Raw genomic sequence first — 25,306 nt, forward strand, 5'->3', positions numbered from 1 at the left:
TTCACGCCAGTCTGATTGTCAGGCGATCTGTGTCGGCTACCAGTTGCCGAAAGGCATCGAGAAACGGCTTTCCGCCGCGTGTTTTCAGGTTGACCAGAGCTTCAACGTTCTTGAACACCAGCTCGCATTCGCCGGGCCAGCCGGGGCCCCGCCATTGTACGGCATCCCAGAACGAGTCGAGTGTGTAACCGAAAGATTCCGGGTCCTCGGCTGGGACGGCTGAAAGGTAACGTCGCCAGAGTTCATCGGGGCCTTTTATGCCGACGCAATCGATTTCGTAGATGGGGACCATGTCAGCCTAGCAGGATCAGCAGGCCGTCCACCATGCCGAGGACAAGAATGAGCGCACCCATTGTGATGGCTGTCACGACCAGCATACGCTTTTGCCGGTCACGCTTTTCCGTTTGCTTGCCCGTCCAGTCATAAGGCGATTCAGGCATTCCTCTCTCCAGATCGGCGCGGCATTGAAAATTGCCGTGCAGCATCGCTATCCTCGTAGCCTGCACTTTACCGTTAGAATCTGCAAGTTAGATGATACTGATAGAAATGCATCCGCCTAAACCACGTTGAGGATGGCAGACTTTTATATAGCCGTGCCACCCACAGTTACCTGGTCCATGCGCAGATGCGGCTGGCCGACGCCGACGGGAACCCATTGGCCACCCTTGCCGCAATTGCCGCTGCCTGTATCGAGCTTCATGTCGTTGCCGATCATCGAAATCCGCTGCATGGCATCCGGACCGTTGCCGATCAGCATTGCGCCCTTGATCGGCGCGCCGATCTTGCCATCCTCGATCATGTAGGCTTCCGTGCAACCGAACACGAATTTGCCGGAGGTGATATCCACCTGACCGCCACCGAATGAAACAGCATAGATGCCCTTCTTCATGGAGGAGATGATCTCTTCCGGCGACTTGTCGCCTGACAGCATGTAGGTGTTGGTCATGCGTGGCATCGGCGCGTGGGCGTAGGATTCGCGGCGGCCGTTGCCGGTGGCTTCCATGCCCATCAGACGCGCATTCTGGCGGTCCTGCATATAATTGACCAGTTTGCCGTCTTCGATCAGCACCGTCCGATTGGTTGGCGTGCCTTCGTCGTCAATCGTGAGTGAACCACGCCGTTCGGCAATCGTGCCGTCGTCCACGACCGTTACGCCCTTGGAGGCAACCTGCTGGCCGAGCAGTCCTGCAAAAGCAGAGGTTTTTTTGCGGTTGAAGTCGCCTTCCAGCCCATGCCCGACCGCTTCATGCAGCATCACGCCCGGCCAGCCATTGGCCAGAACAATGTCGAATGTGCCTGCCGGGGCAGGTATGGCTTCCAGATTGACAAGTGCTTGCCGCAGCGCTTCGTCGGCCGCGTGCTGCCAGCTTTCGACGGTGATGAATTCGCCAAAGCCCTTGCGACCGCCAACCGTATGCGAGCCCGATTCCTGACGGTCGCCATCGCCAGCCACCACCGAAACGCTCAACCGCACCATAGGTCGTATATCGCGCACGAAGTGACCGTCGGCGCGCAGAATTTCGACCTGCTGCCATGAGCCTGCAAGTGAAACGGAAACCTGACGGACCTTCGGATCTTTGGCGCGCAGATAACCGTCGATCTGCTGCAAAAGCTGTACTTTCGCATCGAAGCTCGGCGAGCCGATGGGGTTTTCATCCGTGTAAAGGTGACGGTTCGTGCCCGCAGGTGCTGCCGAATAGTTTCCGCCATAACCTTTCAACGTCGCCGATACGGCATCAGAAGCGCGCTTCAGTGCGGCTAGCGAAAGATCGCCAGCATGGGCATAGCCGATGGCTTCACCCGCAACCGATCGCAGGCCGAATCCCTGGTCCTGATTGAAGGAGCCGGTCTTGAGACGGCCATTGTCGAAAACAAGCGCCTCCGCCTCGCGGTATTCCACAAAGAGCTCACCGTCGTCGCTGCCCTTCAGGCTTTGGGCGACCAAGCGCTCGATATCGTCGCGGCTGACGTCGAAACTGTCGATCAGGCTTTTCATAAAAATAAATCCTGCAGCATGTGTTTGCTGCAGGATGTAAGCCTTAAATCGGTTGAGAACAACCGGTCATCGCAGTTGTGATCAAGGGAGGGCGTCGAAGCCTTCACCAAACCCCTTGAGATCCACCGGAATGCCGACGCCTTCTTCCGGCGTCTGGAAGACGATGAAGGTGGCGGCCTTGCCGGAGCGCAGCGTCTTGAGAAGATCGTCCTCAAGGATCACCTCGGCGTAGCAGCCGTCTTCGAAGCAGCGGACGAAATAGGCGCGACCGATATCCTTGCCATCGACGTTGAGGCCGAGACCGTTGGGCAACAGAACGCCGAGCGGAGCCAGAACACGAAGAATGCGGGCTTTATTGTCCGCAGTCTTGAGAACCACGACCGAAAGGCCCAGTTCAGGGCGCTTTGCGGCGACCACGTTCTGGATCAGTGCACACTGCTCCGTCTTGGCGCCGGCAGGCGTGTCACAAAGAACGGACCATGCGCCATGCTGCGACTTGAGCTTGCCGCTCTGCTGCGGGCTGGTCGGGGCCGCCTGCGACTGGGCCGCAGGGGCTTCTTGTGGGGTTTGTAACTGCGCCGGGGTGTCCTGGGCAACCGAAGGAAGCGTTGCAACGGCGAGCGCCATGCCGGCCCCTGTTGCAAGGGTTGCGAGGCGCTGGCTGATCGTGCGGCGGGCGAGCATGCGAAAAGTCATGAAATCTCCAGATCGAATCACCGGGACGTTAACGCGCTGCATTGGCCATGAAAAGCGCCGTGACAGGCGTTTATCAGTCCTGGCCATCATAGCAACGGTGATACCGTCTGTTGCGTCGATTGTCACGCGGCACGTTAAAAGAAACGTCTTGTCAAATCATGGCTTCATTATGGGTTTCGTGCGGTTTTCCCAAGTTTTCATGGTGAAAATGAACTGCTCTGCTGCATTGAAAAAACTCGGGCATTCGCTCTTTGGCATGTGGGCTGCGCGCAAAAATGCCGCACAGGAACATATTCGCCTTCCTTGCGGTGTGCGCTAAGGTGTGGTTTGAACGCCGACGGGGGATGCGGCCGTCTTTAGCGTCCGGCGTCCAGCTCGAAAGGGCGAAAAGGGAGAGAGTTCTGGTGGATAAGATTGTTGCCACAACGAGGGGCGCCTTCGGCGGCGCTCTTGCAGTGCTGTGGACGACTGGTGCGGCTTTTGCGGACCAGCCCCGTCCCTGGGAATGGAGATTTCAGGACGCAGCGACTGGGATTGCCGAACAGATTCATTGGTTTGAGCGTTATACGCTCTGGTTCATTATTCCAATTACCCTGCTGGTTCTGTTTTTGTTGATCTGGGTAGCGCTACGCTTTCGCGCAAGTGCAAACCCTGAGCCATCCAAGACCAGCCACAATACCGCTATTGAAGTGATCTGGACCATCGGGCCCGTGATCATTCTTCTGTTCCTGGCGGTTCCGTCGTTCCAGCTTCTGACGGCGCAATATTCGCCTGAAGATCCGACACTGACGGTCAAGGCAACGGGCTACCAGTGGTATTGGGGTTACGAATATCAGGTCGATAATCCGGTCAGCTTCGATGCCCTTCTTCTGAAGGATGCGGATCGCGCTGCTGCTGGAAAAGAGGATCGTGCGCGTTATCCGCGTCTTCTCGCCGTCGACAATGAAGTCGTGGTTCCAATCGGTGAAACGGTTCGTCTCCTTGTTACCGCTGCCGATGTGATCCATTCGTGGACGATCCCGGCTTTCGGTGTGAAGATGGACGCTGTTCCGGGCCGTATCAACGAAGCCTGGTTCAAAGCAGACAAAGAAGGCCTCTACTACGGTCAGTGCTCGGAGCTTTGCGGCAAGGATCATGGCTTCATGCCGATCGCAGTGCGCGTTGTCTCGAAAGAGCAGTATCAGACCTGGCTCGCTGCTGCGGGATCGGATCTGAACGGCGCGAACAAGGCGCTTCAGGCCGCTGTTGAAGGTGGCGCAAACGATAAAGTGGCTGCGGCGGGTCTCTGATCCCGAACGCCAAACTGTTGAAAAACGGGAGCGAATTCCATGGCTGGCACAGCAGCTCACGAGCATGGTGCCCACGACGACCACAAGCCGCACGGCTGGGTTCGTTGGGTATACTCGACCAATCATAAAGACATCGGTACTCTGTACCTGATTTTTGCAATCATCGCCGGTATTATCGGCGGCGCTCTGTCCATCGCGATGCGTGCTGAGCTTCAGGAGCCGGGCATCCAGATCTTCCATGGTCTGGCGTCCATGGTTTACGGCGTCGAGGGCGATGCCGCGCTTGATGCGGGCAAGCAGATGTTCAACGTGTTCACCTCGGCGCATGCCTTGGTCATGATCTTCTTCATGGTCATGCCTGCGCTGATTGGTGGTTTCGCCAACTGGATGGTGCCGCTGATGATCGGCGCGCCGGACATGGCGTTCCCGCGCATGAACAACATTTCGTTCTGGCTTCTGCCGCCTGCGCTGCTGCTGCTGATGATCTCGCTGTTCATGCCTTCGGCACCTGGCGGCTGGGGCCCCGGTGGTGGCTGGACGTTGTATCCGCCGCTTTCGACCTCGGGTCAGCCCGGACCGGCTGTGGATTTCGCTATTCTTGCAATCCACATCTCGGGTGCCTCGTCGATCCTCGGCGCGATCAACTTCATCACCACGATCCTCAACATGCGCGCACCGGGCATGACGCTGCACAAGATGCCGCTTTTCGCCTGGGCTGTTCTCGTGACGGCGTTCCTGCTTCTGCTTTCGCTGCCGGTTCTGGCAGGCGGCATCACCATGCTGCTGACTGATCGCAACTTCGGAACGACCTTCTTCACGCCGGACGGCGGCGGTGACCCGATCCTCTACCAGCATCTGTTTTGGTTCTTCGGTCATCCTGAAGTGTACATTCTGATCCTGCCGGGCTTCGGCATTGTCAGCCACATCATTTCGACCTTCTCGCGCAAGCCAATCTTTGGTTACCTCGGCATGGCTTACGCCATGGTCGCCATCGGCGTCGTCGGTTTCGTCGTCTGGGCCCACCACATGTATACGGTCGGCCTGTCACTCGACACGCAGCGCTATTTCGTTTTCGCAACGATGGTCATCGCGGTTCCGACGGGCATCAAGATCTTCTCGTGGATTGCGACTATGTGGGGCGGTTCTCTGACCTTCCGCGCGCCGATGCTGTGGGCAATCGGTTTCATCTTCCTGTTCACGGTCGGCGGTGTGACAGGCGTTCAGCTCGCCAATGCCGGTCTCGACCGCGCGCTGCACGATACTTATTACGTCGTAGCACACTTCCACTACGTGCTGTCGCTGGGTGCGGTGTTTGCGATCTTTGCGGGCTGGTACTACTGGTTCCCGAAGATGAGCGGCTACATGTATAACGAGTTCACTGCGAAGCTGCACTTCTGGGTTACCTTCATCGGCGTGAATCTGGTGTTCTTCCCGCAGCACTTCCTTGGTCTTGCAGGCATGCCGCGCCGCTACATCGACTATCCGGACGCCTATGCGGGCTGGAACATGGTGTCGTCCTACGGCTCCTACATTTCGGGCTTCGCCGTCCTGATCTTCCTCTACAATGTCTTCGAGGCATTCGCGAAGAAGCGTGAAGCTGGTGCAAACCCATGGGGCGAAGGCGCAACCACGCTGGAATGGCAGCTTTCGTCGCCGCCTCCGTTCCACCAGTGGGAACAGCTGCCGCGCATCAAGTAATTGTGCGATGGGCGGAGTCCGGAAAAGACTTCGCCCTTCTTTACAATATGTGCTATGGCGGGCGGCATTCTGTTCCGCCCGTCGCCGGTAGACGAAAAGTCGGCCACTAAGCACGGCACTTTCCGGCGGGAACAGAACGGTTTCCGGGAGGACATGGTTGTGATGGTGCCGATCCGTGCTGTAGGGGCGCGGTGTTCGGACCGGTGAATTTGAGGTTTTTGAAGTTAAAATGTCTCTGGTGGAAAAAAACGCAGGTACCGACGACGCGCTCGTTCTCTCTGAAGCGACTGCGCGGGATTACCTTGTTCTTTTGAAGCCTCGGGTGATGTCCCTTGTGGTCTTCACCGGGCTGGTCGGTCTCGTGGTCGCCCCGGGACATATGAATCCTGTACTCGCTGCTATCAGCATCTTGTGCATCGCGGTCGGCGCCGGTGCGTCCGGCGCGTTGAACATGTGGTACGATGCCGATATCGATGCGGTGATGAAGCGTACGCGCAACCGGCCCATCCCGGCCGGTGTGATCGCTCCCAATCAGGTTCTGGCTTTCGGCCTGACCCTGTCGGCTTTCTCGGTCGTCACTCTCGGCTTGATGGTCAATTGGCTGTCGGCGGCACTGCTCGCCTTTACGATTTTCTTTTATGCCGTGGTCTATACGATGTGGCTGAAGCGCTCGACGCCGCAGAACATCGTCATCGGCGGTGCGGCAGGCGCATTTCCTCCAATGATCGGCTGGGCGGCTGCAACAGGCGAGATCACCTGGGACAGCGTCGTTTTGTTCATGATTATCTTCTTGTGGACACCACCGCATTTCTGGGCACTGTCGCTTTTTTCAGCCAATGACTATGAAGCGGCACGTATTCCGATGATGCCAAACGTCAAGGGTGAACTTTCGACCCGACGTCAGGCGCTCTTTTATTCGATCATTATGGCCCCGGTTGGCGTTCTGCCCTGGGTACTTGGCTTCGCTGGCCCTGTCTACGGCGCGATTTCGACGCTGCTTGGATTGGCTTTCGTTTATTACGCCTGGCGTCTCTGGGCAGCCGGATCGCAGCCAGCAATGCTGGCGGCAGCGCGCAAGCTGTTTCGCTTCTCGCTGCTCTATTTGTCAGGACTGTTTGCGGTGCTGCTTGTCGAGGCACTGGTAATGAAGGCGTTCGCCGCCTTTGGAGTGTTCTAATGGATAAAACCGTACAGAAGCCGATGGACAGCGAATTGGAGCTGATCGTTCCTACGGAACAGCAAAAGAAAGCCCAGCGCAATCGTTCCTGGGGGCTGGCAATCGCGCTGGCGCTGTTCGTGCTGCTTGTCTACGTCGGCACGATTGCGAAACTGGGAACCAACATTCTAGTGAGGCCGCTCTAAAGCATGTCTCCTAAAAGTGGGAACCGGTTTCCGGACGAAGACATGCATGAAAGCAAAGGTTTAAAGTGCGTCATATGAACATGACGAAACGCGACACGCTTTAAACTTCATCTGGGAGGAGAAAAATGGCGGATCAACAGGAAAAAGATCAAAAGCTGAGGAAGCAACAACGTTCCAATGCAACGATTGCTGTTGCTTGCCTGTCTTTCTTTGTCTGCATGATCGGCGCCGCCTATGCCTCCGTGCCGCTTTATCGCATTTTCTGTCAGGTGACGGGTTATGGCGGCACGACACAGCGTGTCGAACAATACTCCGATACCATTCTCGACAAGACGATCAAGGTACGTTTTGACGCGAACACAGCCAATGGACTGCCATGGGATTTCAAACCCGTGCAGCGTGAGGTGACGGTTCGCATCGGCGAAACGACGATGATCAAGTATGAAGCGCGTAACCTGTTTGATGAGCCGACCTATGGCCGCGCAAGCTTCAACGTCGCGCCGGGCCGGGCAGGGGCTTATTTCAACAAAGTCGAATGCTTCTGCTTCACGGATACGACCCTGAAGCCGGGCGAAGATATGGAAATGCCGGTGGTGTTCTTTGTTGACCCGGAGATCGTTAATGATCCCGATCTGAAGGACGTCAAGACGATCACGCTGTCCTATACGTTCTTTCCGATTGAAAAGCCGAAGCCGGTAGCAAACGCCAAGGCTGAAACGCCAAACAACGGGAGCTGATGCCTAGCGGCGCATCCCGAAAAGTGTGAAACGGTTTTCGGACAAGATGCGTGCAAAACAAAAAGAGAGCATTTCCAATGGTTCAGGAGAACATGAAATGCTCCAGCGGCGCATAATGCCGCAAAGACAAAACAATGAAGCGGTTTTATCCTCGCAGGAGATACCGCTTGTTACAGACAGACTTGCTTGGAACCCCGGATGGGGTTTAAGCAGGTAGGTACGAGAGAGGAACCCCTAAGGGGATTTACGGGGAGAGACATGGCCGACGTTCATCAGAAAAATCACGACTATCATATCATCGCGCCCAGTCCTTGGCCGTTCCTGAGCTCGATGGGTGCATTCGTGCTTGCCGTCGGCGGTATTGCCTGGATGCGTTACATCAATGCCGGTGAGCTGCCGTTCTTCGGCCTCAACGTGGTAACGCCCTGGATTTTCTTCATCGGCCTCGCGATCGTGCTCTACTGCATGTATGGCTGGTGGTCCGATACGATCAAGGAAGGACATGAGGGGCACCATACCCGTGTTGTGTCGCTGCATCTGCGCTACGGCATGATCATGTTCATTGCCTCGGAAGTCATGTTCTTCGTGGCCTGGTTCTGGGCGTTTTTCGACGCAAGCTTGTTTCCGAACGAAGTGCATCAGGTAGCACGTGCAGCTTTCACGGGTGGCGTGTGGCCTCCGAAAGGCATCGAGGTTCTCGATCCTCTCCACCTGCCGCTCTACAACACCGTGATCCTGCTTTTGTCGGGCACGACGCTGACATGGTCGCATCATGCGCTGCTGCACAATGACCGCAAGGGCATGATCACTGGTCTGGCGATCACCGTGGTGCTGGGTGTCCTGTTCTCATTTGTGCAGGCCTACGAGTACATCCACGCACCGTTTGCGTTCAAGGACTCGATCTACGGCGCGACCTTCTTCATGGCGACCGGTTTCCACGGTTTCCACGTTATCATCGGTACAATCTTCCTTCTGGTCTGCCTCATCCGCGCCATCGGGGGTGACTTCACGCCAAAGCAGCATTTCGGTTTCGAAGCCGCTGCCTGGTATTGGCACTTCGTTGACGTGGTCTGGCTGTTCCTGTTCTTCGCCATCTACGTATGGGGTGGCTGGGGCGCGCCGATGCACGGCGGTTGATCGCTGGAGCATTTCCAGCAAAAGTGTGAAACGGTTTTGCGTTCGGAAATGCGGTGATGACAAGCGGAGAGCGGTTTCGGCGGTTCCGTCAAAACAGGAACCGCTCTAGCGGTCACAAGTTTCGAGGCGGCCTTGGCAACATGGCCGCCTTTTGTTTGTGAAGAAACTACAGTGTCGTGCTTTGTGTATCCGAAAGGACGCGCAGCGCTCGAGTAGAAGGGAAGCGCAATGCCGGATCACAATATTTATCCTCCCGTCGATCCTATAAAGAGTGGCATTGCCGGACATTGTCCGCGCTGCGGCGAAGGAAAGCTGTTCGACGGTTTCCTGAAAGTGGCTCCGCGCTGCACTGCTTGCGGACTGGATTACTCTTTTGCCGATTCCGGCGACGGCCCGGCGGCATTTGTTATTCTCATCATCGGTTTTATCGTCGTCGGTCTTGCACTCTGGATGGAAGTGAATGTCGGACCGCCGCTTTGGGTGCATTTTATCCTGTGGGTGCCGCTCGCCATCATCCTCAGCCTCGTGGCCATGCGATGGGCGAAGGGCATCCTCATAAATATGCAGTATCGCAACAAGGCAGCCCCCGGCCGTATAGATAGCCGACAGGATGATGGCAAATGACGACAGTACAGCAGTCGCAGCGCTTTCCCTGGGGTGTAGTGATCGCATCCGCCATCGCGCTTGTCATTTTACTGGCGCTCGGCACCTGGCAGGTGGAACGTTTGCAGTGGAAGGAAGCGCTGATTGCATCGACCGGGCAGCGCATCCATGAGCCGCCTTTGCCGCTGTCCGAAATGGAAAAGATTTACAAGCAGGAAGGGTCCGTCGAATATCGTCCGGTGACGGTCTCGGGCACTTTCATGCACCAGGGTGAACGGCATTTTCTGGCCACGCATAACGGAGTGGCAGGTTATTATGTCTATACGCCCCTGATGCTGGAGGATGGGCGCTTCGTGCTCGTCAATCGCGGCTTTGTTCCTTACGAAAAGAAAGATCCGGCAACGCGCTCTGAAGGCCAGGTTGACGGTCCGGTAAGTGTGACCGGCCTGGCGCGCGATCCGCTTTCGGCGAAGCCCGGCTACTTCCTCCCCGACAATGACATCGCCAAGAATGTCTTCTACTGGAAGGACTGGACGGCGATGGCGGAAAGCGCTGATCTGCCAAATCTGGATGAGGTCGTGCCGTTCTTCATTGATGCCGACAGCAAGCCTAATCCGGGTGGTCTGCCCGCCGGCGGCGTGACGATCATCGACTTTCCCAATAACCATCTGCAATATGCCGCCACATGGTATGGCCTGGCTCTGGCTTTGATAGGGGTTGTCGGGACGTGGTTGTGGCGTTATCGAAAGGGTTGAGGGGTTGACAACGGCCTCGTTGCAGCCCAACTCCGAGACTAAGTTTCAAGTCACGCCGAACTTTGCGAGCACACTTCATGACTGATCAGCGACCACCACTGGAAATCCGCCTTTGCGGCCCGCGCGGCTTTTGTGCCGGGGTGGACCGGGCGATCCAGATCGTTGTGCTGGCGCTGAAGAAATACGGCGCGCCGGTCTATGTTCGCCATGAGATCGTTCACAACCGTTATGTGGTCGAGGGGTTGCAGTCACGTGGTGCGATCTTTGTCGAGGAACTGGACGAGATCCCTGCGGAACACCGCGAGCAGCCGGTGGTATTTTCCGCTCATGGCGTGCCGAAGTCGGTGCCTGCCGACGCGCAAGCCAAGAACCTGTTTTATCTCGATGCAACCTGCCCGCTGGTTTCCAAAGTGCACAAACAGGCCATGCGCCATCAGCGTCTTGGGCGCCATGTTATTCTGATCGGCCATTCCGGGCATCCGGAAGTGATCGGTACCATGGGCCAGTTGCCGGACGGTGCAGTGACGCTGATCGAGACGGTTGAGGATGCGCGCAACTGCCATTTCGATGATGAGAACAATCTCGGCTTTGTGACGCAGACGACGCTTTCGGTGGATGACACGGCAGGCATTATCGAGGAACTACAGGCACGCTTTCCGAACCTTTCAGCTCCGGCAGCGGAATCGATCTGCTATGCCACCACCAACCGGCAGGACGCCGTGCGTTCCGCCGCCCCGGGATGCGATCTGTTTCTGATCGTAGGTGCACCGAATTCCTCCAACTCCAAGCGTCTGGTTGAAGTTGCGGAGAAGGCAGGTGCACGGATGTCGATGCTGGTACAACGCGCTGCCGATATCGAATGGGATCGGATTGGCGATATATCGGTTGTTGGCCTGTCGGCAGGTGCTTCGGCTCCTGAAATCATCGTCGATGAAATCATCGATGCCTTCAAGGAACGCTTCAACGTTAAGATCGAATTGGCCGAAACCACTGTCGAAACCGAGAACTTCCTTGTGAATCGCGAGATTCGCGATGTGGAACTGACGGTGCAAGACATGGCATTCGTCAACGGAGAACACCGGGTGGTCGGTATTCCAAAACTGATGCAGGGGAAATAAGCGGCATGGCCGTCTATACGGATATCAATGAAATCGAACTTGGCGCTTTCCTGCAGCAATACGATATCGGCACACTGACCTCTTACAAAGGCATTGCGGAAGGGGTGGAGAACTCCAACTATCTTCTGCACACCACTTCGGGCTCGTTCATCCTGACGCTTTACGAAAAGCGCACCAATCGGGAAGATCTACCGTTTTTTCTCGGCCTGATGCAGCATCTGGCAAGCCGCGGCCTCGAATGCCCGCAGCCAGTGGTCCGTCGTGACGGTACGACAATCGGCGAACTTGCCGGACGACCTGCGGCAATCGTCACCTTCCTGGAAGGTATGTGGATGCGCCGCCCGACTGTCGAGCACTGTGAAGCGGTCGGGGAGGGATTGGCCCATATGCATCTGGCAGGCGCTGATTTTTCGCTGCGCCGCCGCAACGGTTTGACGCTTTCCGACTGGCGCCCTTTGTGGAACCTGTCGCGTGAACGCGCGGATACGGTGGAACCCGGTCTCGTTGGCGAGGCGGAAGCCGATCTCGCTTTTCTGGAAAAGAACTGGCCCTCCGACCTGCCGCAGGGTGTGATCCATGCGGATCTTTTCCCGGACAATGTTTTCTTCCTTAACGACAAGCTTTCGGGCTTCATCGATTTCTACTTCGCCTGCACGGACATTCTGGCTTACGATGTTGCCGTCTGTCTCAACGCATGGTGCTTTGAAAAGGACTTTTCCTATAACCGCACCAAGGGAGCAGCGTTTCTGCGCGGCTATACGTCCATTCGCCCGCTTTCTGCGGCGGAAGCTAATGCCCTGCCGGTTCTGGCGCGGGGGGCTGCCATTCGTTTCATGCTGACCCGCCTTTACGACTGGCTGAATGTTCCGGAAGGCAGTTTCGTGGTCAAGAAAGATCCCATGGAGTATGTGCGCAAGATGCGCTTTCATCGCCAGATCGAAACCGCCGCCGAATATGGTCTTGAGCAGCAGGGAGCAGCTGCGTGAAGCAGATAGAGGCTTTTACGGATGGCGCCTGCTCGGGTAATCCCGGTCCTGGCGGCTGGGGCGCAATCTTGCGCTGGAACGGCAATGTCAAGGAACTGAAGGGTGGGGAAGCCGACACGACCAACAACCGCATGGAGTTGATGGCAGCTATTTCGGCACTTTCGGCATTGAAGGAACCGTGCCAAGTCGATCTCTATACGGATTCAGTCTATGTGCGCGACGGCATCTCCAGTTGGATCGAAGGCTGGAAACGTAATGGCTGGAAGACGGCTGCCAAGAAACCCGTCAAGAATGCCGAATTGTGGCAGGCGCTCGACGAAGCGCGCAAGCCGCATAAGGTTAACTGGCACTGGATCAAGGGCCATGCAGGGCATCCGGAAAACGAACGCGCTGACGAACTTGCCCGGGAAGGCATGGAGCCATTCAAGTATGGCGGCCATAAATCATTGAAAGTGCAATGATAGTTACAGACGAAAAGGGCGGTTTTCACCGCCCTTTAATGCGTCTGATTAAAGCTGTTCGAGAATGGCCGAAGCAGCCGACGTGACTGCCTGTCCGGCCTGTTCTTCGATGTTGAGCGTCTTGACGATACCGTCTTCCACGATTGCCGAATAACGCTTGGAGCGAATACCAAGGCCGCCGGCGGTTGCGTCGAGTTCAAGGCCCGCAGCTTTCGTGAACGCTGCCGAACCATCGGCCAGATAGAGAATCTTGCCTTCTCCGCCCGTGCTCTGCGCCCATGCACCCATGACGAAAGCGTCGTTCACCGCAACAACGGCGATCTGATCGACGCCCTTGGCGAGGATCGCATCGCGGTTTTCGAGATAGCCTGGCAGGTGATTGAGGCTGCAGGTCGGCGTGAAAGCACCCGGAACGGCAAAGAGAACGACTTTCTTGCCCTTGAAGATTTCGTCGGTCGTCGTCTCATTCACACCATCTGCGGTCTTTACCTTGAAAGTCGCTGCAGGCAGCTTGTCGCCAACTTTGATCGTCATTTAATTTCTCCTCGGGGCAGGGACCGTCTGTTCCACTGTCTATTGTCAAATTCTAATCCGCGCCGCAAAGCGCGGGCGGCACAGTTAAACCGATAACAGGTCGCCGGACAATTTCAACATACAGATAAGAGCATCAGGCGTTGGGAGGGAAAGTCTAGTCCAATGTCACCTGACCGGAGACAGCTTTCCCAGCCTGCACAATGGTATAGTCGATAACGGCTTTGTCTGCCTTCCCACGCAGTTTGGCAGCAAAGCGGTGGCCTGATTGCCTATCCTGAACTGCAACAGCGTCCGAAAGCCCGATATTGTCGCTGGCAATGAACAGCTCTGCAGGGGCCGCAGGATCGGGGACGGTGAGATCGAAGACGGCCTTGTCTCCTTCCCGCTTCACCTCGGTTACACCAAATGCTGGATTTGCCGGTGTTGGGAGCCGGTCGAAAGCAGTCTCAATGATCGTGCGGCTGGCGATGGCTTGCGGTGAAGCTTGCTGTTCTTCTTCATTGAGCGGAAAGTCGAATGTCGCCTGCACCGGAACGCAGATTTTCTCGCAGACCCCAAGGAAAACATGGCCCTTCAGTCGGGTGTCGGCGGAGGTCAGGTGAAAGACTATCGGCAGCGAAACGGGGTGCTTATATCCAATGCCACCTTCATCGTCTCCACCAAACCGGACAGGCGCAGGAAAATCAATCCGCGCTTTCGCATCACCCTCGATACTGATCTGAGGCGGGACGCCCGCGTCGCCCGGATTGCGCCAATAGGTCTTCCAGCCGGGTTGCAGCTCGATCTGCAAGACACCGCGCCGTTCATGTCTGGCCGCATTGTCAGCGCCGCTGTCTTCAATAATGACGCGAACGCGCCCGCCGGGCGTCTCGGTCCAGTCGGAAGTGGACGCCATGGCTGGAAATGCCAGCGAGGCCAACAGAAATGGTGCGAGGGCAAGCGTTCGGATGTTCATGGACGAAAGATGGAATGAAAAGATGGTCGCTTCAAGTCCAATTGTGGCGAGCTTGCAGCCTTCGCTGTTTGCTTGTGCAGTGATAACGCGATCAGGCCATTGTTATTTTGCGAAGTCTTGCTACCTTCATATTCATGACCATTCTCAAGACGCCGAACAAGGAGCAGGGTTTTCTGAACGGGCAGTTCCTGCTTGCCATGCCCGGAATGAGCGACGAGCGTTTTGCCCGGTCGGTGGTCTATATCTGCGCGCATTCCGATGAAGGTGCGATGGGGTTCATCATCAATCAGCTTCAGCCTGTGGAGTTTCCCGATCTTCTGCGTCAGATTGGGGTTATTGACGAGGATGAGCTGATTATTCTGCCAGAGCGGGCGCAGCATATGATGGTGCGCAATGGCGGACCGGTTGACCGCACACGTGGCTTCGTTCTGCATTCCGACGACTATATGGTCGATTCCACCATGCCGGTTTCTGAAGATGTCTGCCTCACGGCAACCGTCGATATACTGCGTGCCATTTACGGGGGCAGGGGACCATCACAAGCCCTGATGGCGCTTGGCTATTCCGGCTGGGCGCCGGGTCAGATCGAAGTAGAACTTGCCGAGAATGGCTGGCTAACCTGCGATGCGCCGCTCGACATGCTGTTCGATAGCGATATCGAGGGCAAGTATTCGCGCTTGATGCTCCATATGGGCATCGATATGTCCCGGCTTGTTTCCGACGCGGGACATGCGTAAGGAAGGGCTAAGCTAGATAATTTTGCTTTAGCTTATCCGTTTGTTCCCTATTCGCTTAATGACCTAATCACGCTGCTGCCGCATCCAGCTGTTCGCGGATCATGCGAGTTGCCTCGTCTCGGCTCGTCGGCTGGCCGAACATAAAGCTCTGCACGTACTCACAACCCATCTGGCGAAGCTGAAGCGCATCGCTTTCGCTCTCTACACCTTCAGTCACGACAGCGAGGCCGAGATCATGTGCCATGCTCACAATCGAGCGGAGCAGGGTAGCTTTCTGAGGCTGGTCACCTTTCACGAAGGAACGATCGATCTTGATGATATCGAACGGGAAACGCGTGAGATAAGCCAGTGAGGAGTAGCCTGTCCCGAAATCGTCGAGCGACAGACCTATGCCCATGGCTTTAAGCCGAGCTAGGACATGCGTGGACTGCTCCGGATTTTCCATGAGGACAGATTCGGTCAGTTCAAGCTTGAGGCTACCCGGATTGAGATGAATGCGGGAAAGCACCGAACGGACATCGTTGATGAGATCCTGACGGATCAGTTGCGTGGATGAGAGATTGACTGAAACGAAGAGGTCGAGCTTCGGGAATTGTTCCTGCCACGCAAAAAGGTCTTCGGCAGCCCGTTGCATCGCAAACAGGCCAAGCTGGATGATAAGCCCGGAATTTTCGGCAATCGGAATGAATTCCGATGGCGAAATGGCGCCGCGTCGAGGATGTTCCCAGCGCATGAGGGCTTCGAAACCGGCAATCGTACCTTCATCAAGCTTGACGATGGGCTGATAGACGAGACTGATCTCGTCGCGTTCAAGCGCCCGACGCAGATCGGATTCAAGCTGGAGCTTGTCGCTGCCGATGGCTCTGAATGCGGGACGGAACGGCTCGATGCGGTCACCGCCGAAACGCTTTGCCTGATACATGGCAAGTTCCGCGTCCTTCACGAAATCTTCGGCGGACGTTGCCGTCTTCGTCCAGGTAATCAGGCCAACTGAGGAGGTCAGAACGATTTCGCGTTTTGCATAGGCGATTGGCGCACGCACGGCCTGACGCAGAGCTTCGGCAAAGGAGGCGATGCGGCCCGGATCGCTTTCAGAGGCAAGCAGCAAACCGAACTGGTCCGAGGACAGGCGCGAGAGCGTATCCTGAGGCTTCATGAGGCGCGCCAGACGGCGCGAAACGGTCAGAAGGATCGTGTCGCCTGCCGACATGCCGAGGCTGTCGTTGACCTGTTTGAAGCGATCTATATCGATGATGAATATTGTCGGGTGCAGATTGCTTTCGCCGCGCGCCATATTCATGACATTGCTGAGACGGTCGAGGAACAGTTCGCGGTTCGGAAGACCGGTCAGGTTGTCGTGCACGGCATCGTGCAGCAGGCGTTCTTCTGCCTTTTTTTGCTCCGTCACATTGACGAGCGTGCCGACGCAGCGCACGACTTCGCCATCGGAGCCGATGACCGGGCGTGCCCGAAGCGCATACCAGTGATAGTGGCCATCATTGGCACGCAGCCGGAAAATCTGACCGATGCGTCCGCGCCGGTTCTCCAGAATGGCATCAAGTGTGGACCGAAACCGGTCTCGATCGTCAGCGTGCATGACGGGAAGCCAGTTACGTACCGGACCTTGCAGGCTGTTGGCGGTATTGCCGAGATAATTGGCGATGTCGGGCGTCGTCACCACGCGATCACGCGGCACATCCCAATCCCATACGATGTCACCTGCGCCGATGACCGCAAGCGCCTGACGTTCCATGTCGGACAGAAGGCCCTGTTGCAGCGCCCCGCCGGCGAAGGCGTGCTGCATGACGGTAAAACCGATCAGAAGGACAATCAGGACAAGACCGCCGCCAAGGGCGGGCTGCACAATATCATTATCGAGCCTGCCCGAAACCGTCATCCAGGCACCCAGCAACCATATGAGGGTCAGGAGCCAGGCCGGTATCAGCATGACGGCGCGATCATATCCCTTGACCGCCAGATAACCGATGATGGCAACACCGGACAGCACGGTAAGCGCAAGCGAAATGCGGGCAATACCGGAAGCCACGGGTGGATCGAAGACGGCGACGCCCGCAAGTGCCAGCAGGCCCAGCACCCAGGTCACGGCGCCATAGCTGAAATGATCGTGCCAGCGGTTGAGATTGAGATAGGTGAACAGGAAAATCACAAGTGAGGCGGCAAGCGCCACTTCGGTGCCAGCCCGCCAGATCTGCTCATTGCCCGGCGTTATCTCCATCAGTTTGTTCCAGAAGCCGAAATCGACGCAGATATAGGCCAGAACGGCCCATGCAAGCGCTGCGGTGGCTGGAAACAGGGAAGTGCCCTTAACGACGAAAAGGATGGTCAAAAACAGAGCTAGCAGGCCGGAAATGCCAAGCAGGATACCGCGATAGAGCGTGTAGGAATTGACCGCATCCTTGTAGGCTTCGGGCTCCCACAGATAAAGCTGGGGCAGGTTGTGCGAAGAGAGTTCAGCCACGAAGGTGACGACGCTGCCGGGATTGAGCGTGATGCGGAAAACGTCTGCGTCGGCACTTGGCTGGCGGTCGAGCGCGAAGCCCTCGCTCGGCGTGATCGATGCAATACGCGGAGATCCAAGGTCGGGCCAGATGACGCCGGAGTCGACGAGACGGAAATGCGGAGCCACAATCAGGCGGTCGATCTGTTCGTCGGTAGGGTTTGCAATCGAGAAAGCGGCCCAGTCGCCCGAAGCCTTGCTGTTCTGATCGGCTTGCACTTCGATACGACGGACAATGCCATCGGGGCCCGGTGCGGTCGATACCTGCACGCTTTCGCCCTTGTTGCGCAGAAGTTCGACAGCGCGGGACAGGTCAAGGGCAGTATCTTCCTTGGAAATCTTGATCGGTTCGATGGCCGATGCCTGGACGACCGAAACGGTCAGAAAGACCACAAGCGCGAGAAACCGAGCACCAGCAACAAACCACTTGTCCGCAAAACCCGTCACGAGCGTCCAACCTTGCCATTGATCATGCGGCTATCCGTCATACGTTTGTCGCTTTCTAAAAGGGCAAAAAGCAGGTGGTCCTGCCAGAAACCGTTTATCTTGAGATAGGAACGCAGCAGTCCTTCTCTCTCAAATCCGGCTTTTTCGAGAAGCCGTATCGAACGCACATTATGAGGGATACAGGCTGCTTCAATCCGGTGCAACCGCAGTTGGTCGAATGCGAAGGGGATAACCAGCGACAGCGCTTCTGTCATATAGCCGTTGCCGGCATAGGGCGCGCCACTCCAGTAGCCGATCATACCGTTCTGGCCGACGCCGCGCCGGATATTACCGAGCGTGATGCCACCGACAAGCTTGTTATCACTGTTGCGGAACACAAAAAATGGATATCCGGTCCCGGCGGATATTTCGTCCTGAAAACGACGTATCCGGTGGCGGAAGGAACTCTTGGTGAGGTCGTCGTCGGGCCAGGTCGGCTCCCACGGCGCAAGAAAGGCGCGACTTTGTTCCCGCAGTCTGGCCCAGCTTGCAAAATCACTCATCATCGGCTCGCGCAGAGAGATGCGCTGCCCACGCAGGACGGTCGGGTTGTTTCTACGGAAGGGCAGGCCGATCATGACGGGATAAGGCAATAAGGCAGTAAGGCAGTAAGGCAATAGGAAAGGGTGAACGCATTCGCTGAGCTCAACATATTGCCCTACTCCCCTAATGCCCTACAGCCTTAAATTATACAGCGATTTTCCTCGCATGCGCGCTGGTCGAAAGAGCATCCGACAGTCCGTCGAAGCTCATCAGGCGCCCAATCGGGCCGACACCGGCAATAGTGGGCTTGCTGTCAAGGAACAAGCGCCCGGCCAGATCGGTCAGCCGTTCGGGTGTAATCAGTGAGAGGCGGTCCATCAGCTCACTGTTTTCGACAGTGCGACCATAAAGCAGGAACTGACGTGCCATCTGTCCAGCCCGGCTCGCGGCGCTTTCCTGCGACATAAGAAGGCTTGCGCGATATTGCGCGCGGGCACGATCCACTTCTTCCAGACTGATGGAATCGGCCACCTTGTGCAGTTCATCGATCAGGACAGGGACGAGTTCGACAAGTTCGTCGCGACCTGTTGCGGCATGAATGCCGAACAAACCGGTGTCCGAAAAGCCCCAATGGAAAGCATAGACGGAATAGCAGAGGCCGCGCTTCTCGCGTACTTCCTGGAAGAGACGCGAGGACATGCCGCCGCCCAGCACCATGGACAGGAGCTGCGAGGCATAAAAGTCACGCACATGGTAGGCGCGACCCTCAAAGCCGATCAGAACCTGCGCATCCATAAGGTCGCGATTTTCACGGAAATCACCACCGACATAGTGGGCAAGGTCAAGTGTCGGTGCCGTATTGTGGGCGCGGAAACCGCCGAGACGTTTTTCAACTTCCTTGACGAAGGCATCGTGATCCACGCCGCCTGCAGCCGTCACGACCATGCGGTCGGCGCTGTACTGCTCATCCATGTACTGGCGCAGATCGGCAGAGGTGAAGGACATGACAGTGTCAGGCTCGCCAAGAATGGCACGCCCGATCGGCTGGTGACGATAGGCTGTTTCGGTGAAACGGTCGAAAACAATATCGTCGGGCGTGTCATGCGCTGCGCCGATCTCCTGCATGATGACCTGTTTCTCGCGTTCCAGTTCAGCTTCATCAAACTTGGACGCCGTCAGGATGTCGGAGAGAATGTCGATGGCCAGTGGCACGTCATTGCGCAGGACACGCGCATAGTAGGATGTGGTCTCGACGCTGGTGGCTGCGTTGATTTCGCCGCCGACATCTTCGATATCCGATGCAATTTGCCACGCAGTGCGGTTTTCGGTTCCCTTGAATGCCATGTGCTCAAGAAGATGAGCAATGCCATGCCTGTCGGCAGCTTCGTTTCGCGCTCCCGCCTTGACCCAGATTCCAAGCGCCACGCTTTCCACGTGGGACATCGTATCGGTGGCTATCGTCAATCCGTTGGAAAGACGCGTTACTTCAACACCCATAAGCAAACTGCTCCCTGCATTCCCGCTCTGGTTCTCGTCTCGGAGCCGGTCTTTTTAAGCCCTCGAATGGCGGCGAACGTATTCTTCCACGATTTTCAGGTCGTTGTGAAGAACTGTGAAGCTTTCTTTTCGTTGCATCAAGTCCGAAAGCCATGCCGGAAGTTCCGGTTCGACGCCGCTGGCAGCCTTTACGGCATCGGGAAATTTGGCCGGATGTGCTGTCGCAAGAACAACCATTGGTGAGGCTTCGGACACATTTTCGCGAGCGACCTTCACGCCGATCGCCGAATGCGGATCAAGCAGATAACCGTCCGCTTCAAGCACGGATTTGATCGTTGTCGCGGTTTCGTCGACATTCGAGCGGCCGGCAGAGAATTCATTGCGGATTGCCGAAAGCGGCTGTTCAGCGATCGAGAAGCCGCCCGACTGCTTCAGGCTGGCCATCAAGCCGCGCAACGCTGCCGCGTCACGCTCATGCGCTTCGAACAGGAGCCGCTCGAAGTTCGAGGAAATCTGAATATCCATCGACGGCGAGGTCGTTTGTGCGACACCACGCATTTCATACGCGCCGCTTTCGAGCGTGCGCGAGAGGATGTCGTTGTCGTTGGTGGCAATAATCAAACGATCGATAGGCAGTCCCATGCGCTTGGCCACATAGCCGGCGAAAATATCGCCGAAATTGCCAGTTGGCACGGTGAAGGATACAGCGCGATCCGGCGCGCCAAGGCTCAGTGCCGCAGTAAAGTAATAGACGACCTGTGGCATGATGCGTGCCCAGTTGATCGAGTTCACACCCGAAAGCGACAGTGCATCGCGGAACTCAAGGTCGTTGAACATGCCTTTTACAAGGTTCTGACAATCATCGAAGTTACCTTCGATGGAAAGGGCATGAACGTTGGTGAAACCAGACGATGTCATCTGGCGCTGCTGCACCGGCGACACGCGGCCGTTGGGGAACAGGATGAAAATATCGGTGTTGTCGCGGCCGCCGAAAGCTTCAATCGCCGCGCCGCCCGTATCGCCTGATGTGGCGCCGACGATGGTGGCACGTTCGCCGCGCTGTGCCAGAACATAGTCCATCATGCGGGCGAGAAGCTGCATGGCGACGTCTTTGAAGGCTAGCGTCGGACCGTGGAAAAGCTCAAGCACGAATTCATTTGCACCGGTCTGGACCAGCGGGCAAACCGCGTCATGGCGGAAAGTCCCATAGGCTTCATGCACCATGCGGCGGAAATCCGAATGGGGAATTTCGCCATCGACAAATGGAGTGAGCACGGCCAGCGCGATATCCACATAGGATTTTCCGCGCAGGTCGCGGATCTGTTCTGGCGAAAACTGGGGATAATTCTGTGGCAGATAGAGACCGCCATCCCGGGCGAGACCGGCGAGCAATGCATCGCTGAACCCTAGGACCGGCGCTTCCCCACGCGTGCTTACATATTTCATTTCTTGGGCCTTCATTTCAGATCGGCGCGGTTTTGAGCCGCGTAATGCAATAGAGCGTCCCTAAAAAAGCCGCAAGGTTTTAAAGCATGTTGACGTGGATGGGGGTTGCTCTCCGGAGCAAAAAACGGGAAAACGTCAACGCGCTACACACATGCGTGATGTAGAAGACAGGTCGATTAGTGCAGGGAAGCCCGGTTTATGCAGACAGCACCACAGAATCGTTCACCGTTGTTTCCAGTCTTTGCAACGGTTTTGCTCGCAGCTCTTGCAGGCTGTACAACCAGTGGCACTGATAAGGCCACCGACGGAGCCCCAGGTTCCTCGCTGACCACGCCCGCCGCTACCGGCGATCAGCGCGTCAAGGAATCCGAACTGCGCGCCTTCTGCCCTTCGGTTACGCTGCGTGATGGCACGGCCTTTTTCAATACGTATGAAAAAGGCGGCGATAAGGACCCTGCGCGTGTGATCTACCAAGCAGCTCTGACCGATACGACCCGCGCCTGCCAATATGGCGCCGGAACCATGACAATCGATGTTGCTGCTGCCGGTAAGGTTGTTCCCGGCCCAAAGTACAAAAGCGGCACAATCACCATGCCGATCCGTGTGGCTGTTCGTCAGGGCGATCAGGTCATCTATTCAAAGCTGCATAAGCAGGCGGTTACGATAGCCAACGCAGACACCGCAACGCAGTTCGTCTTCAATGACAAGGCGATCACGGTGCCGATGGCGGACAAGAGCAATATGCAGATTTTCGTTGGTTTCGACGAAGGTCCGTACGACACGAAGTAGAGACTTGCCGTCAGGCGTCTGTTGATAAAATTGTTCTGTTGAGTGATGCGCGAAGATATCTTTCGCGCATCATTTGATTTAGAGAGAGCTAAATATAAAATATTCTCATTTTAGGGATAATATTACCCATAAAAATGATATTGTGAATTATTGTATAGCAGATCGAATTTATTTATAATTTTTCATTTTAATTCGGCATTAATGACAGTTTCAATAGTAATCATGCAGATTTTTGTTTTGTGCTATGATTTTTGTGTGTTGAGGTTTTATCGCGTCATGATCGGACCGAAGCAATAGTTGGTGCGATTAATCCATGCGCATACTGTAGTATATTTAAGGGCAAGGTTCATATGCGATTTGATCGCAGTAGATTTCTGAATCCTGTCCCACTCATTTTGCTTTTTATGCTGTTCCTTGGTGCAGCATTCGGGCAGTGGGTAGGCAACAGGTTTCGAATTGTCGATGAAGAACGGCACATGAATATTTACATGGCCGCTTTGCTTGCTCATGCCAATCGTCTCGCCGTCTCGGCCCACGAAACCGTCGAAGCAGCCAACCGTTCGCCCTTTAAAATGTGTTCTCCGGAAGAAATGACCTATCTGCGCAAGCTGGTCTTTTCCGCATATCATATCAAGGATATAGGCCGGTTTCGCGGAGATCGCCTGATCTGCTCGACGCTTCTGAGCGATATTCCCGAGCAGCCAAGCCGCTCGCCTGCCGACGTTCATCTGAGCGATGGCACCTACGTTTATGGTGACAGGTTACTGATTACGCCGGGTAGTCATGGCTCTGTCATTGGCAAAGACGGGTCTAATGTTATTTTGAGCCCGGTCGCCTTCGATCTGCTCCACACGCCGCAGTTCCGTTTTTCTATCTATATGCGCGATGCAGATCAGAAGCATTTCGCACGCCTATATGCTTATCCGTCAGAGAATTCGCCCAACCCGAATTTCAGCGAGCTCGGACGGAAGTACGATGTGCTGAGCAGCGCCATCAGAGAATATCGTTGCGACGACAACACCGGCATCTGCATTGCTCTCGAGGCACGACTGGACAATTCCAGCGCTTCCGCCCGATGGAAGTCCTTTATTGCAATCAGTCTCGGTCTGCTCGCCGGTGCAGCGCTTGGTCTGAGCTGGTTCGCCTATCGCAACCGCGAGCGTCCTTTGGCTTCCATGCTCAATAAGGCGCTGAACGCCGGACAGCTTGAGGTCGTCTATCAGCCGGTGGTCAACGTGGCGGATGCCAAAATTACCGGCTTTGAGGCACTGTTGCGCTGGCAGCTACAAACCGGGGACCTGATCCCGCCGGATGTCTTTATCGCCGAAGCAGAAGAAAAGGGTATGGCAGGCCGAGTAACAGCCTATGTTGTCGATCAGGTTATCGATGAATTGGGAGATTTGTTGCGTCGCAACCGGAACATTCAGATCAATATCAATATAACTGCAAGTGATGTTCAGGCACCCGCTTTTCAAAACAGCATCCAGACGAAACTGCTCAATGCAGGCATTGATCCCCGTCAGATCGGTCTTGAGCTGACGGAACGCACGGCAGTGGATTTCTCGACGGCGTCGGAAGGCATCAGACAACTTCGTGAACAAGGGCATAAGGTCTATATTGACGATTTTGGAACCGGATATTCGAGTCTTGCTTATCTTGGCGAGTTGCAGATCGATGCCATCAAGATCGACAAGGCTTTCACACGGACCGTTTGTACCGATGGCGAGACAGTATCAATTGTGCCGCAGATCGTCTCCATGGCTCGACAGCACAATCTCGGCATTGTCATCGAAGGGATCGAGACAGAAGCGCAGGCTGATTATTTCCGCAAGATGAAAACACCGATGACCGCGCAGGGCTGGTTTTATGGTAAGCCTCTTCATGCCAAGGATGCCATGGCGCTGGTGACAGCCACGTCGCCCAAGGCCAGGCAAAAGCGTGTCAAAACAGTCTCGGGAAATGTCTGATAGGCTGGTTCTGTGGATAAATGCAGATCGATAAAATTCGAATTAAATGCAACTGCCAGCGTGAAATGAATGGCAACAGATTTACGCTAATGTGTTCTCATGAAACAGAAATATGAACGCATTCTTGAACCGACGGACACCTGGGCGATCTTCGATACGTCCACTGGCGAGCCCGTCATCATGGGAACTCGCCTGCTGATCGGCCTCTCGGAAGGCGAAGCTGAAGAGCTCCTGGCAGTTCTCAACGCTCCGCCCAAGGGGCGCAACAAGCAGTCCGCCGCCTGACAAAAGCCAGGCGTCGGATAATTTTACTCAGGCATCGGTCCAGATGGACAGGGCCTCGATAACGCTCGGCAGGTCCTTGTGGCGATGGATGACGGTTTCCGCACCGGCATCGGTCAGCTTGTCGGCATGCCCCGGATAGGTGTGGGCACCACCCGTAAAGCCTATTACGCGCATGCCAGCGGCGCGTGCGCCCTGAATGCCATGCGCGGAATCTTCAATCACGATGACGTCTTTCGGGTCAACCCCGAAGTGCTTGGCCGCATAAAGGAACACATCCGGCGCTGGCTTGGTCTTTTTGGTGCCGACTTCCTTCGCCGAAAAGATATTTGGTGCAAACAGCTCGTAAAGGCCGACACGCTTCAGCATGCTTTCCAAACGCTGACCGGTCGAGTTGGAGCAGATGCACTTCGGCAGCTTCAACGCTGAGACCACTTCCACGATATCTTCAATTGCCTGAACTTCGTTCGCGAGCCTCTCGTCCAGAAGCTTTTCGGACTTATCGAGAAGCGATGCTGAAAGCGGAATCCCGGCTTCGCGCTCTACCGTCAGAAGAATATCCTGCCACGTCAGACCGGCGAAACGTTCAGCCATTTCATCAGCGGCGATCTGATAACCGGCTTCGGTGAGAAGAGCGGATTCGACTTCCGCCGCGATGATTTCGGAATCCACCAAAACGCCATCGCAATCGAAAATGATGAGGGACGGTGCCGCCATGATCATAGCCTTTTTATTGGGAGGGGTGGGCACCGGCAGCAGCCGGAAATACCGTGG

27 protein-coding genes are annotated in these 25,306 nt (G+C 56.0%); 16 read left to right on the forward strand and 11 right to left on the reverse strand.

The features are described 5' to 3' along the window. Position 1: 1 nt before the first annotated feature. The 4 genes from CQZ93_RS02630 to CQZ93_RS02645 form a co-directional block, all read right to left on the reverse strand. The gene (locus CQZ93_RS02630; RefSeq protein WP_105541203.1) at positions 2 to 292 is read right to left on the reverse strand and encodes a barstar family protein; all 291 of its coding nucleotides are present in this window, start codon (positions 290 to 292) and stop codon (positions 2 to 4) included. A 1-nt stretch (position 293) separates the two neighbouring features. Then, positions 294 to 440, reverse strand: a complete 147-nt coding sequence (locus CQZ93_RS26535; RefSeq protein ID WP_167522167.1) for a hypothetical protein — start codon at positions 438 to 440, stop codon at positions 294 to 296. Between the two features lie 143 nt (positions 441 to 583). Continuing rightward, positions 584 to 1,996 carry a metalloprotease TldD gene (gene tldD / locus CQZ93_RS02640; RefSeq protein ID WP_105541205.1) on the reverse strand — a complete coding sequence of 471 codons (1,413 nt, stop codon included), beginning with the start codon at positions 1,994 to 1,996 and terminating at the stop codon, positions 584 to 586. 81 nt (positions 1,997 to 2,077) lie between these two features. Beyond that, positions 2,078 to 2,692 carry an invasion associated locus B family protein gene (locus CQZ93_RS02645; protein WP_105541206.1) on the reverse strand — a complete coding sequence of 205 codons (615 nt, stop codon included), beginning with the start codon at positions 2,690 to 2,692 and terminating at the stop codon, positions 2,078 to 2,080. Between CQZ93_RS02645 and CQZ93_RS02650 the strand changes: the two genes are divergently transcribed. The 12 genes from CQZ93_RS02650 to rnhA all read left to right on the forward strand — a co-directional run bounded on the left by CQZ93_RS02650 (position 2,691) and on the right by rnhA (position 12,838). Beyond that, positions 2,691 to 3,011, forward strand: coding sequence for a hypothetical protein (locus CQZ93_RS02650; protein WP_105541207.1), 321 nt, complete (start codon positions 2,691 to 2,693; stop codon positions 3,009 to 3,011). The genes CQZ93_RS02645 and CQZ93_RS02650 overlap by 2 nt on opposite strands. Before the next feature lie 85 nt (positions 3,012 to 3,096). Beyond that, positions 3,097 to 3,981, forward strand: a complete 885-nt coding sequence (gene coxB, locus CQZ93_RS02655; RefSeq protein WP_105541208.1) for a cytochrome c oxidase subunit II — start codon at positions 3,097 to 3,099, stop codon at positions 3,979 to 3,981. Positions 3,982 to 4,020: 39 nt separating this feature from the next. Further along, entirely contained in the window at positions 4,021 to 5,679 is a 1,659-nt protein-coding gene (gene ctaD, locus CQZ93_RS02660) for a cytochrome c oxidase subunit I (protein WP_105541209.1), read from the forward strand. Between the two features lie 229 nt (positions 5,680 to 5,908). Beyond that, positions 5,909 to 6,856, forward strand: coding sequence for a heme o synthase (locus tag CQZ93_RS02665; protein WP_105541210.1), 948 nt, complete (start codon positions 5,909 to 5,911; stop codon positions 6,854 to 6,856). Beyond that, positions 6,856 to 7,041, forward strand: a complete 186-nt coding sequence (locus CQZ93_RS02670) for a cytochrome c oxidase system small membrane protein (RefSeq protein WP_105541211.1) — start codon at positions 6,856 to 6,858, stop codon at positions 7,039 to 7,041. Before CQZ93_RS02665 ends, CQZ93_RS02670 begins: the two co-directional genes overlap by 1 nt. A 125-nt stretch (positions 7,042 to 7,166) precedes the next feature. Further along, entirely contained in the window at positions 7,167 to 7,778 is a 612-nt protein-coding gene (locus CQZ93_RS02675) for a cytochrome c oxidase assembly protein (protein WP_105541212.1), read from the forward strand. 258 nt (positions 7,779 to 8,036) lie between these two features. Next, entirely contained in the window at positions 8,037 to 8,915 is an 879-nt protein-coding gene (locus CQZ93_RS02680; protein ID WP_105541213.1) for a cytochrome c oxidase subunit 3, read from the forward strand. Positions 8,916 to 9,143: 228 nt separating this feature from the next. Next, a complete protein-coding gene (locus CQZ93_RS02685; RefSeq protein WP_105541214.1) occupies positions 9,144 to 9,539 on the forward strand; it encodes a DUF983 domain-containing protein in 396 nt (131 codons plus the stop codon). Continuing rightward, the gene (locus CQZ93_RS02690; protein WP_105541215.1) at positions 9,536 to 10,273 is read left to right on the forward strand and encodes an SURF1 family protein; all 738 of its coding nucleotides are present in this window, start codon (positions 9,536 to 9,538) and stop codon (positions 10,271 to 10,273) included. Before CQZ93_RS02685 ends, CQZ93_RS02690 begins: the two co-directional genes overlap by 4 nt. A gap of 77 nt (positions 10,274 to 10,350) precedes the next feature. Then, on the forward strand, positions 10,351 to 11,391 hold the full coding sequence (ispH, locus tag CQZ93_RS02695) for a 4-hydroxy-3-methylbut-2-enyl diphosphate reductase (protein ID WP_105541216.1): 1,041 nt from the start codon (positions 10,351 to 10,353) through the stop codon (positions 11,389 to 11,391). A 5-nt stretch (positions 11,392 to 11,396) separates the two neighbouring features. Then, complete coding sequence (locus CQZ93_RS02700) at positions 11,397 to 12,377, forward strand: homoserine kinase (RefSeq protein WP_105541217.1); 981 nt, start codon at positions 11,397 to 11,399, stop codon at positions 12,375 to 12,377. Beyond that, the gene (gene rnhA / locus CQZ93_RS02705) at positions 12,374 to 12,838 is read left to right on the forward strand and encodes a ribonuclease HI (RefSeq protein ID WP_105541218.1); all 465 of its coding nucleotides are present in this window, start codon (positions 12,374 to 12,376) and stop codon (positions 12,836 to 12,838) included. Before CQZ93_RS02700 ends, rnhA begins: the two co-directional genes overlap by 4 nt. Before the next feature lie 48 nt (positions 12,839 to 12,886). On the opposite strand, the gene CQZ93_RS02710 is transcribed toward rnhA, so the two are convergent. Both CQZ93_RS02710 and CQZ93_RS02715 read right to left on the reverse strand, forming a co-directional pair. Continuing rightward, positions 12,887 to 13,372 carry a peroxiredoxin gene (locus CQZ93_RS02710; RefSeq protein WP_105541219.1) on the reverse strand — a complete coding sequence of 162 codons (486 nt, stop codon included), beginning with the start codon at positions 13,370 to 13,372 and terminating at the stop codon, positions 12,887 to 12,889. A 154-nt stretch (positions 13,373 to 13,526) separates the two neighbouring features. After that, the gene (locus tag CQZ93_RS02715) at positions 13,527 to 14,327 is read right to left on the reverse strand and encodes a protein-disulfide reductase DsbD domain-containing protein (RefSeq protein ID WP_105541220.1); all 801 of its coding nucleotides are present in this window, start codon (positions 14,325 to 14,327) and stop codon (positions 13,527 to 13,529) included. Between the two features lie 134 nt (positions 14,328 to 14,461). On the opposite strand from CQZ93_RS02715, the gene CQZ93_RS02720 reads away from it, so the two are divergent. Next, complete coding sequence (locus tag CQZ93_RS02720) at positions 14,462 to 15,064, forward strand: YqgE/AlgH family protein (RefSeq protein ID WP_105541221.1); 603 nt, start codon at positions 14,462 to 14,464, stop codon at positions 15,062 to 15,064. 67 nt (positions 15,065 to 15,131) lie between these two features. Here the strand turns inward: CQZ93_RS02720 and pdeA are convergent, their stop codons facing one another. From pdeA to thrC, 4 genes are all read right to left on the reverse strand, one after another. Further along, positions 15,132 to 18,029, reverse strand: coding sequence for a phosphodiesterase PdeA (gene pdeA, locus CQZ93_RS02725; protein ID WP_105541222.1), 2,898 nt, complete (start codon positions 18,027 to 18,029; stop codon positions 15,132 to 15,134). Next, positions 18,026 to 18,646: a GNAT family N-acetyltransferase gene (locus CQZ93_RS02730; RefSeq protein WP_105541223.1), complete on the reverse strand. Its 621-nt coding sequence runs from the start codon at positions 18,644 to 18,646 to the stop codon at positions 18,026 to 18,028. The genes pdeA and CQZ93_RS02730 overlap by 4 nt, the downstream gene beginning before the upstream one ends. A 109-nt stretch (positions 18,647 to 18,755) precedes the next feature. After that, entirely contained in the window at positions 18,756 to 20,048 is a 1,293-nt protein-coding gene (locus tag CQZ93_RS02735; protein WP_105541224.1) for a M16 family metallopeptidase, read from the reverse strand. A gap of 54 nt (positions 20,049 to 20,102) precedes the next feature. Further along, a complete protein-coding gene (gene thrC / locus CQZ93_RS02740; protein WP_105541225.1) occupies positions 20,103 to 21,494 on the reverse strand; it encodes a threonine synthase in 1,392 nt (463 codons plus the stop codon). A gap of 198 nt (positions 21,495 to 21,692) precedes the next feature. On the opposite strand from thrC, the gene CQZ93_RS02745 reads away from it, so the two are divergent. The 3 genes from CQZ93_RS02745 (at position 21,693) to CQZ93_RS02755 (ending at position 24,535) form a co-directional block, all read left to right on the forward strand. Then, positions 21,693 to 22,283 (forward strand): hypothetical protein, encoded by a 591-nt coding sequence (locus CQZ93_RS02745; RefSeq protein ID WP_105541226.1) that lies wholly within the window; start codon positions 21,693 to 21,695, stop codon positions 22,281 to 22,283. 350 nt (positions 22,284 to 22,633) lie between these two features. After that, positions 22,634 to 24,250, forward strand: coding sequence for an EAL domain-containing protein (locus CQZ93_RS02750; RefSeq protein ID WP_105541227.1), 1,617 nt, complete (start codon positions 22,634 to 22,636; stop codon positions 24,248 to 24,250). A gap of 99 nt (positions 24,251 to 24,349) precedes the next feature. Next, entirely contained in the window at positions 24,350 to 24,535 is a 186-nt protein-coding gene (locus CQZ93_RS02755) for a hypothetical protein (RefSeq protein WP_105541228.1), read from the forward strand. 27 nt (positions 24,536 to 24,562) lie between these two features. On the opposite strand, the gene CQZ93_RS02760 is transcribed toward CQZ93_RS02755, so the two are convergent. Then, the gene (locus CQZ93_RS02760; RefSeq protein WP_105543149.1) at positions 24,563 to 25,249 is read right to left on the reverse strand and encodes an HAD family hydrolase; all 687 of its coding nucleotides are present in this window, start codon (positions 25,247 to 25,249) and stop codon (positions 24,563 to 24,565) included. Positions 25,250 to 25,306 lie beyond the last annotated feature (57 nt).

It is taken from the genome of Ochrobactrum vermis, assembly GCF_002975205.1.
GTDB lineage: Bacteria > Pseudomonadota > Alphaproteobacteria > Rhizobiales > Rhizobiaceae > Brucella > Brucella vermis.

What these genes read in the sequence shown, in the direction of transcription:
- CQZ93_RS26535 (WP_167522167.1), bottom strand. Translation starts at nt 440, where the DNA reads ATGCCTGAATCGCCTTATGACTGGACGGGCAAGCAAACGGAAAAGCGT.
- CQZ93_RS02670 (WP_105541211.1), top strand. Translation starts at nt 6,856, where the DNA reads ATGGATAAAACCGTACAGAAGCCGATGGACAGCGAATTGGAGCTGATC.
- CQZ93_RS02685 (WP_105541214.1), top strand. Translation starts at nt 9,144, where the DNA reads ATGCCGGATCACAATATTTATCCTCCCGTCGATCCTATAAAGAGTGGC.
- CQZ93_RS02710 (WP_105541219.1), bottom strand. Translation starts at nt 13,372, where the DNA reads ATGACGATCAAAGTTGGCGACAAGCTGCCTGCAGCGACTTTCAAGGTA.
- thrC (WP_105541225.1), bottom strand. Translation starts at nt 21,494, where the DNA reads ATGAAATATGTAAGCACGCGTGGGGAAGCGCCGGTCCTAGGGTTCAGC.
- CQZ93_RS02665 (WP_105541210.1), top strand. Translation starts at nt 5,909, where the DNA reads ATGTCTCTGGTGGAAAAAAACGCAGGTACCGACGACGCGCTCGTTCTC.
- CQZ93_RS02645 (WP_105541206.1), bottom strand. Translation starts at nt 2,692, where the DNA reads ATGACTTTTCGCATGCTCGCCCGCCGCACGATCAGCCAGCGCCTCGCA.
- CQZ93_RS02745 (WP_105541226.1), top strand. Translation starts at nt 21,693, where the DNA reads ATGCAGACAGCACCACAGAATCGTTCACCGTTGTTTCCAGTCTTTGCA.
- CQZ93_RS02750 (WP_105541227.1), top strand. Translation starts at nt 22,634, where the DNA reads ATGCGATTTGATCGCAGTAGATTTCTGAATCCTGTCCCACTCATTTTG.
- CQZ93_RS02755 (WP_105541228.1), top strand. Translation starts at nt 24,350, where the DNA reads ATGAAACAGAAATATGAACGCATTCTTGAACCGACGGACACCTGGGCG.
- CQZ93_RS02690 (WP_105541215.1), top strand. Translation starts at nt 9,536, where the DNA reads ATGACGACAGTACAGCAGTCGCAGCGCTTTCCCTGGGGTGTAGTGATC.
- CQZ93_RS02735 (WP_105541224.1), bottom strand. Translation starts at nt 20,048, where the DNA reads ATGGGTGTTGAAGTAACGCGTCTTTCCAACGGATTGACGATAGCCACC.
- CQZ93_RS02760 (WP_105543149.1), bottom strand. Translation starts at nt 25,249, where the DNA reads ATGGCGGCACCGTCCCTCATCATTTTCGATTGCGATGGCGTTTTGGTG.
- tldD (WP_105541205.1), bottom strand. Translation starts at nt 1,996, where the DNA reads ATGAAAAGCCTGATCGACAGTTTCGACGTCAGCCGCGACGATATCGAG.
- CQZ93_RS02630 (WP_105541203.1), bottom strand. Translation starts at nt 292, where the DNA reads ATGGTCCCCATCTACGAAATCGATTGCGTCGGCATAAAAGGCCCCGAT.
- CQZ93_RS02700 (WP_105541217.1), top strand. Translation starts at nt 11,397, where the DNA reads ATGGCCGTCTATACGGATATCAATGAAATCGAACTTGGCGCTTTCCTG.
- ispH (WP_105541216.1), top strand. Translation starts at nt 10,351, where the DNA reads ATGACTGATCAGCGACCACCACTGGAAATCCGCCTTTGCGGCCCGCGC.
- CQZ93_RS02680 (WP_105541213.1), top strand. Translation starts at nt 8,037, where the DNA reads ATGGCCGACGTTCATCAGAAAAATCACGACTATCATATCATCGCGCCC.
- CQZ93_RS02650 (WP_105541207.1), top strand. Translation starts at nt 2,691, where the DNA reads ATGAAATCTCCAGATCGAATCACCGGGACGTTAACGCGCTGCATTGGC.
- CQZ93_RS02675 (WP_105541212.1), top strand. Translation starts at nt 7,167, where the DNA reads ATGGCGGATCAACAGGAAAAAGATCAAAAGCTGAGGAAGCAACAACGT.
- CQZ93_RS02730 (WP_105541223.1), bottom strand. Translation starts at nt 18,646, where the DNA reads ATGATCGGCCTGCCCTTCCGTAGAAACAACCCGACCGTCCTGCGTGGG.
- CQZ93_RS02715 (WP_105541220.1), bottom strand. Translation starts at nt 14,327, where the DNA reads ATGAACATCCGAACGCTTGCCCTCGCACCATTTCTGTTGGCCTCGCTG.
- CQZ93_RS02720 (WP_105541221.1), top strand. Translation starts at nt 14,462, where the DNA reads ATGACCATTCTCAAGACGCCGAACAAGGAGCAGGGTTTTCTGAACGGG.
- ctaD (WP_105541209.1), top strand. Translation starts at nt 4,021, where the DNA reads ATGGCTGGCACAGCAGCTCACGAGCATGGTGCCCACGACGACCACAAG.